This window comes from Streptomyces albus subsp. albus (genome assembly GCF_000725885.1).
In the GTDB taxonomy this organism is placed as follows: Bacteria; Actinomycetota; Actinomycetes; order Streptomycetales; family Streptomycetaceae; genus Streptomyces; species Streptomyces albus.
In genome coordinates this window covers 178,331-185,026 of record NZ_JODR01000013.1, presented here as the reverse complement: position 1 = coordinate 185,026, position 6,696 = coordinate 178,331, and the positions used below count along the sequence as shown (strand labels likewise).

Annotated in this window: 6 protein-coding genes and 1 pseudogene; 4 read left to right on the top strand and 3 right to left on the bottom strand. The window is 73.1% G+C overall.

Features of this window, described 5'->3' with window-relative positions; translation table 11 throughout:
* The 4 genes and pseudogenes from IO40_RS38815 to IO40_RS0116330 all read left to right on the top strand — a co-directional run.
* A pseudogene (locus IO40_RS38815) lies at positions 1–101 on the top strand (transglycosylase SLT domain-containing protein); the annotation flags it as partial.
* 234 nt (positions 102–335) lie between these two features.
* Positions 336–734 (top strand): hypothetical protein, encoded by a 399-nt coding sequence (locus tag IO40_RS0116340; protein ID WP_030406707.1) that lies wholly within the window; start codon positions 336–338, stop codon positions 732–734.
* Between the two features lie 99 nt (positions 735–833).
* Positions 834–1,517 (top strand): sensor domain-containing protein, encoded by a 684-nt coding sequence (locus IO40_RS33635; RefSeq protein WP_016472385.1) that lies wholly within the window; start codon positions 834–836, stop codon positions 1,515–1,517.
* Positions 1,518–1,768: 251 nt separating this feature from the next.
* Positions 1,769–2,569 (top strand): VOC family protein, encoded by an 801-nt coding sequence (locus IO40_RS0116330; protein WP_016472386.1) that lies wholly within the window; start codon positions 1,769–1,771, stop codon positions 2,567–2,569.
* A gap of 107 nt (positions 2,570–2,676) precedes the next feature.
* Here IO40_RS0116330 and IO40_RS0116325 read toward each other — a convergent pair whose 3' ends face one another.
* From IO40_RS0116325 to IO40_RS0116315, 3 genes are all read right to left on the bottom strand, one after another.
* The gene (locus tag IO40_RS0116325) at positions 2,677–4,347 is read right to left on the bottom strand and encodes a PTS transporter subunit EIIC (RefSeq protein WP_031175648.1); all 1,671 of its coding nucleotides are present in this window, start codon (positions 4,345–4,347) and stop codon (positions 2,677–2,679) included.
* Positions 4,348–4,431: 84 nt separating this feature from the next.
* Positions 4,432–5,421 (bottom strand): N-acetylmuramic acid 6-phosphate etherase, encoded by a 990-nt coding sequence (gene murQ, locus IO40_RS0116320; RefSeq protein WP_031175647.1) that lies wholly within the window; start codon positions 5,419–5,421, stop codon positions 4,432–4,434.
* A gap of 166 nt (positions 5,422–5,587) precedes the next feature.
* Complete coding sequence (locus IO40_RS0116315; RefSeq protein WP_031175646.1) at positions 5,588–6,604, bottom strand: MurR/RpiR family transcriptional regulator; 1,017 nt, start codon at positions 6,602–6,604, stop codon at positions 5,588–5,590.
* Positions 6,605–6,696 lie beyond the last annotated feature (92 nt).

Here is a 6,696-nt window from a genome sequence, read left to right as displayed (position 1 = left end):
CGGCCGATAAGCTCACCGACCCGGTGGCCAACATCGTCGCGGCCTGCAACTACGCCGCCGACCGCTACGGCACCATGGACAACGTCGACTCCGCCTACTAAGCGGAACAGGCACCGACACCACAGCACCGCGCATGCGAACACCCGAAGCGGGTGGGAGGAAACCCCTCCCGCCCGCTTCGTCACGTCCGGGCGGTCTCGTCCCTCTGTTCGTACTCCGTTCCAGGGATACACCGTTCGGCGGAGGGGCATGTCTGACATGCAGGCGATCACACCGATCACACCGCTTGCACGTACTTCCTCCGTCACCGCCCTCTCACGAACGGGAAGCGCACTATGGCTGCAACCATCCGTTTCCGCACCGCTGTCGCCGGTGCCGTCACCGTCGGACTGCTCGGCGCGGCGGCCGTCACCGCCACCGCCGCGCCCGCGTCCGGCACCACCGGGCCGGAGCCGGCCGCGCAGAAGACCAACACCGTCACGGCCGACCGGCACGACGTGCGGCAATGGGAGCAGTTCCGGCTGCACGGGAAGGTGACCGGCATCAAGGCGGGGACGGCCGTCCTCCTCCAGCAGAAGCAGCGCGGTACATGGAAGACGCTGCCGGGGCAGTCGGTCGTCAACCGTTCACTGGACTACACGATGCGGGTCAAGCTCGGTCTCAAGGGGGTCAACCAGATCCGGACCGTGGTCGCGGGCCAGCCCTCCAACGTGGTGACCGTGACCGTGCGCTGACCCGCCGGACCGCGCCGGGCAGGGGGTAGTGCTAGGTACACCTCCGATACGGGCCCCAGCCGTCTGGGGCCCGGCCCGCCGGGCGGCGAAGGTGGAGTCATGACAACGACCACGCACTCGCCGCACTCGTCGCTCCCGCAGACCGGTTCGCGCCCGCTGCCCCTCCGGACGGATTCCGACGGCCGTGAGACCCGTCGCGGGCGCTTCGGCCGGCAGGTGGGCTACCTCCTCTCCGGGCTGCCGATGGGGATCGCCGCGTTCGTGCTGATGGTGACCGGCCTCGCCTTCGGCGTCGGCACCCTCGTGGTGGTCCTCGGGCTGCCGGTGCTGACCGGCACCCTGGCGATGGCCCGGTACCTGGCCCGGGTGGAGGCCGATCACATCGCCACCGTCACGGGCCGTCCGCTGCCGGAACGGGACGCGGCGCCGGGGTTCGCCGAGCGCGGCCGGTGGGCCACGCTGCGCGACCCGCAGGCCTGGCGCGATCTGGTGCACGCCGTGCTGGCCTTCCCGGTGCGGGTGGCGTCCTTCTGCTTCACGCTCACCTGGCTCGTGGGGGCGGTCGGCGGCCTGACCTACGGGCTGTGGTCCTGGTCGCTTCCCCGTGGCGACAACGACGGGCTGCTCGACCTCGCCTACGGCGTGACCGGCCGCGGCCCCGACATCCTCTTCAACACGGCGATCGGGGTCTTCTTCCTGCTCACCATGGTTCCGCTGGTGCGCGGCCTGACGGTGGCGCAGGCGAGCCTCGGCCGGGTGCTGCTGCGCCGCGGCGACGTATGACGCCGCCGGCATCCGCCGCCCCGCCCGCCCTCCGGCCCGGCTTCCTCGGGCTCCTCCGCCTCCTCCGTACGTCCGCGCTCCCGCCCCCGCAGCCGTCCTCCGGACCGGCTCCGGGGGCGGTGGTGCGTGGGTGCTGCCATGCTGGCTGAGTGGGCCGGGCCAGGGGCGCGGCGCGGGTGCCGCCCCGTACCGCTGCCGTCCCGGTGCCCGGTGCCGACAGCGCACCGCATCCCCGTCCGCCGGAGGACCGCATGCTGACCACGAACTTCGTTCCCGGTACCCCGAACTGGCTCGATCTGGGGGCGCCCGACGTCGATGCCGCCGTCGCCTTCTACACCAGCGTCTTCGACTGGGACTTCCGGTCGGCCGGGCCGGAGGGCGGCGGATACGGCTTCTTCCTGCGGGACGGGAAGACGGTTGCGGCCGTCGGTCCGCTGATGGAGGAGGGGGCCGCCGCGTCGTGGACGCCGTACTTCCACACGCGGGACGCCGATGCCACCCGCGCCGCCGTGGAACGGGCGGGCGGCAGTGTGCGGGCCGAGCCGATGGACGTGTTCACCGCCGGACGGCTCGCCCAGTTCACGGACCCCACCGGTGCGGGGTTCGCCGTCTGGCAGCCGGGGGACACGGTCGGCCTCGACGTGGTGATGGAGCCGGAGACGCTGTGCTGGACGGAGCTGTACACGACGGATGCCGCAGCGGCGAAGGAGTTCTACGCGGCGGTGTTCTCGTGGAGCTACCAGGACATGCCGATGGGCGACGACGTCGTCTACACCGTCTTCTCCGCGCCGGGCGGCGGCGTGCCGGACGACCCGGGCCAGGGCGGCATCATGCAGCTGGCGCAGCAGAACCGGGACGCCGGGTCGGGCTCGGAGTGGCATCCGTACTTCGCCACCGAGGACTGCGACGCGACGTGCACCCGGGCGACGGGTGCCGGGGCGAAGATGCTGATGCCGCCGACGGACGCGCCCGGGGTGGGGCGTCTGGCGATGCTCAAGGACCCGGCGGGTGCGCCGTTCGCCCTGATCAAGGGCGACCCGGACAGGGGGTGACGACGGTCGGCTGCTGACGGCGGGCGGACGAACGGCCCGCCCCCTCGTCGGGGCGGGCCGTTCGGGGCGGGCCGCCCGGAACCGGCGGCGGTGGGGTGGTGCCCCGGTCAGGCGAGGGTGCCGCCGGGGCCGCCCGCGGGCGCCGGGGCCGGGGCCGGGTCGGTACCGCCGGACGCGGGCGGCTGGGCCGACGGCTGCGGTTCGGTGGCTGCCTCGTCCTGTGCCGCCGCGTTCAGCTCGTTCAGCATCTGCTTGCTGAACCCGAAGAAGTACGTGGCCACGAAGCCGGCCACATAGCCCGCGGCCAGCCCCAGCGCGTAGATCGCGGCGATGGCGCCGAGGCCGTGGTTGCCCTTGAGCAGCGGGAAGAGCGCCCAGCCGGAGGGGCCGATGGCGGTGGAGCCCACCGAGGTGCCCAGCTGGTAGAAGAGGCCCACGACCCCGCCGCCGAACGCGCCGCCCACGCACGCGGTGACGAACGGACGGCCGAGCGGCAGCGACACACCGTAGATGAGCGGTTCGCCGACGCCCAGGAAACCGGCGGGCAGCGCCGAGCGGATCGTCTTGCGGATCGAGGTGTTGCGCCGCAGCCGCAGGTAGATGGCGATGGCCGCGCCGACCTGGCCGGCACCGGCCATGGCGAGGATCGGGAGCAGCACGGTGTAGCCGCTCTGGTCGATCAGCGTGGTGTGGATCGGGATCAGCGCCTGGTGCAGCCCCAGCATCACCAGCGGGAGGAAGAGCCCGCCCAGGAGGAACCCGGCCGCCGCACCGCCGTGCTGGAGCAGCCAGTCGGCGAGGTGCCCGATGCCGGTGGCGATCTCGCCGCAGACGAACATCAGGCCGAACAGCGTCACCAGTCCGGCGACCAGGACCGTCACCGTCGGCGTGACCAGCACGTCCACGGCGGAGGGCACCACGCGCCGGCAGCCCTTCTCCACGTACACGGCCAGCAGCGCCGCGAACAGCGCGCCCAGGACACCGCCCTGGCCCGGCGCCAGCTTCTCGCCGAACGCGGAGACGTCCGCGACGCCGGGGAAGACGATCACGGCCGCCGCCGCACCGCCCAGCACCGGGGTACCGCCGAACTCCCGGGCGGTGTTGATCCCGACGAAGACCGCGATCAGCGACATGAAGCCGCTGGCGATCGCCGTCAGCGCCGGGGTGAGCGCCGGCAGCCAGCCCGCGTTGGTGAACAGGCCGTTCAGGCCGGCGACGATGCCGCAGCCGATCAGCGCCGGGATGAGCGGCACGAAGATGTTGGCGATCCGGCGCAGCATCAGCTTCACCGGGGTGGCGTTCTTCTGTTTGCGCGCCGCGCGGATCGCCGCTCCTTCGGCGGCCAGCTCGTCGGCCGTCTTCGCGGTCGTGGCGGATCCGGCGGTGCCGGCGGCCGGCTCCCCGTCCGTCCCCTTCGTGTCCCCGCCGGCCGCGGCTGTCGCTGCTGCCGGTTGCGCCTCCGCCTCCGCCGCCTCCTGCGTGAGCGCCTCGAACTGGGGCGTCACGCGGGCGACCTTCCCGGGGCCGAGGACGATCTGGTACGTGTCGTCCTCGACCACGCCCAGCACGTCCGGGAGCGCTTTGAGCGGCTCGTCCTGGACGAGGGAACGGTCGGCGAGGCCGAGCCGCATCCGGGTCATGCAGTGGGTGACGGAGGTGACGTTCGCCGCGCCGCCGACGAGCGGCAGGATCGCCTCGGCGATCCGCCGGTTCGGGTCGCCGCCCCGGTCAGCGCGGTCTTTGCTGCTGTCTGTGTTGTCTGTGTTGTCTGTGCTCATGGTGCAGTCGCTCTTCTTCGAGTGGTGCCATGGTGCGGAGGACGGGGGGTGGGGTCGGGAGGGGGTGGGGTCGGAAGGGGTGGGTCAGGCGTCGGCCGCGCCGGGGCCGGACGCCGCGGTCAGGGCCGCGCGGAGGTGGCCGTGCGCCTCGGCCAGCAGCCGGTGCGCCGCCGGGCCGTCCACGCCGGCCAGCACGGTGAGGATCGCGGCCTTCACCTCGCCGTCGGTCGCCGCCAGCGCCCGTTCGATCTCCTCGTCGGGGGCGCCCGTGGCCAGCGCCACGATCCGCCGGGAGCGGGCCCGCAGCTTCTCGTTCGAGGCCCGTACGTCGACCATCAGGTTCCCGTAGGTCTTGCCCAGCCGGATCATCGTGATGGTCGAGAGCATGTTGAGGACGAGCTTCTGCGCCGTACCGGCCTTGAGGCGGGTCGAGCCGGTCAGCAGCTCGGGGCCGACGACGACTTCGATGCCGTGCTCGGCCGCGGCGCCCAGGGCGGAGCCCTCGTTGCAGGCCAGTCCGACGGTGAGGGCGCCCCGGGACCGCGCGTGCTCGACCGCGCCCACCGCGTAGGGGGTGCGTCCCGACGCGGAGATGCCGACCACCGAGTCCTCGGCCGTCAGACCGAGCGCGTCCAGGTCGGCCGCCGCCGCCTCGGCGCTGTCCTCGGCGCCCTCCACGGAGTTCACCATCGCGTCGGGGCCGCCCGCGATCACCCCGGTGACCTGGCCCGGAGCGGTGTTGAACGTGGGCGGGCACTCGCTGGCGTCCAGCACGCCCATCCGTCCGGCCGTGCCAGCGCCGACGTACAGGAGCCGGCCGCCGCGCGCCATCCGCTCGGCGATGGCGTCGATCGCCGCGGCGATCTGCGGCAGCCGTTCGGCCACCGCGGTGGGGACCGTGCTGTCCTCGCCGTTCATGATCCTGGCGATCTCCAGCGTGGGCAGCCGGTCGATTTCCGCGAGTTCGCTGCGAAACGCTTCGGTCGTGAGTGTGTCCAACTGATGACGCAGCTCGTCGTGACGGGACGGGCCGGGCTCGGATCCGAGGGAGGTGGCGGACTGTGACGTGGTCATACGGGGACGACTTCCTGTGGCTTCGGTCGGGGGTCGTGGCGGTCGTCGGGGTGCTCATGGCCCTGGCGGCCTTCGCGGTGTGCGGGGTGCTCCGCGGGCCCGTGGCCCGCGGTGGCGCTCGGGCGGTGCCGTCAGGGGGCGCGGGAAGCGGCCCCCGGCGCCGCCGTCAGCGTCCCCGCGGCCGTGGGGAGTGGCGGTGCGCCAGCGCCTCGTACGAGGCGGACAGCGCGGGAGCCGCCGTCTCGTACGTCCGCTGGGCCACACCTATGAACAGACAGTCCACGACGAGCAGTTGGCTCGTCCGGCTGGACATGGCGGCCGGGCGCAGCTCGCTCTCGCGCGCCGTGGAGGTCGTCAACACATGGTCGGCGTACTGGGCGACCTCACCGTCCGGACGGCCGGTGACCGCGATGGTGGTCGCACCCCGGTCGAAGGCGACCCGCAGCGGCTCGATGACATCCACGGTCCGCCCCGAATGGGTGATGGCGACGGCCACGTCCCCCGCCCGCATCTGCACCGCGTTGGTGACCGCCAGATGCGGATCCACATGGCTGTGCGCCACCATGCCGATGCGCAGCAGCTTCTGCGCCAGGTCCTGGCTCACCAGCCCCGAGGCGCCCACGCCGTACACGTCGATGCGGCGGGCCGCCACCATCGCGGAGACCGCGGCCTCGACCTGGGCGACGTCCAGCGCGGCGGCGGTGTCGGCGAGCGTCTGCTGTTCGTCGAGGGCCAGCTTGGCCACCACATCGGTCATCGGGTCGTCCACGGCGATGTCGGCCGTGACCGCCGGTGCCGCCCCCGACTCCTGCTGGGCGGCCAGCCCCGCCAGCGCCAGTCGCAGGTCCCGGTATCCGGGATACCCCAGCAGCCGCGAGGTGCGCACGACCGTCGCCTCACTGGTGCCGGTGCGTTCCGCCAGCCCTGTGACGGTCAGCTGTGCGCACCCCGCCGGGTCGCTGGCCACCGCCTCCGCCACGCGCTGCATGGAACGTGTCATCGAGGGCGCCATGGTGCGGACCTTGGCGGCCAGTGCGGTGGGCCCGGGGCGGGCCGGTTCCGCCGCGCGCGGGGCCGGCGGCCGGGGACCGGTGACCGGCGCCGGGGCGGGACGGGGCTCCGGGCGGCTTTCCGCGCGGCCCTCCGAGCGGAAGGCGAAACTTTCCTTCACATCGCTGCTCACGGGTGGAAGATATTTTCGAATCGCCCGCCCGTCAATGGGTGCTGCGGCAGTTGGCGGCCCGCCGGTCGGGAGCGGGCCCACGGTGATCCCTG